At 48.3% G+C, this 203-nt stretch carries 1 protein-coding gene; it reads left to right on the top strand.

The annotated features are described in order from the left end of the window. Positions 1-203: hypothetical protein (locus tag R3X28_RS19345; protein ID WP_317666539.1), on the top strand; the 203-nt coding region annotated here is incomplete at both ends.

Below are 203 nucleotides of genomic sequence, written 5' to 3'. Positions count from 1 at the left end.
CAGGGGCAGTCGAATCCTCCGATATCTTGGACGGGACGATAGCTACCGGTGATATAGCGAATGATGCCGTAACCTTGGGGAAATTGGCCAATGGTACAGCTTTAGGCCAAGTAATGCAATGGGACGGTTCCGACTGGACATTGGTAGATTTAGGATCTGTGACCGTAACAGAGAACGATGGTGTAATAGGAAATGAAGTAGTG

The organism is Maribacter sp. TH_r10 (assembly GCF_033101095.1).
Taxonomy (GTDB): Bacteria; Bacteroidota; Bacteroidia; order Flavobacteriales; family Flavobacteriaceae; genus Maribacter_A; species Maribacter_A luteus.
Note: the sequence above shows the minus strand (reverse complement) of the source record. Positions and strands in the feature narration are given on the sequence as shown.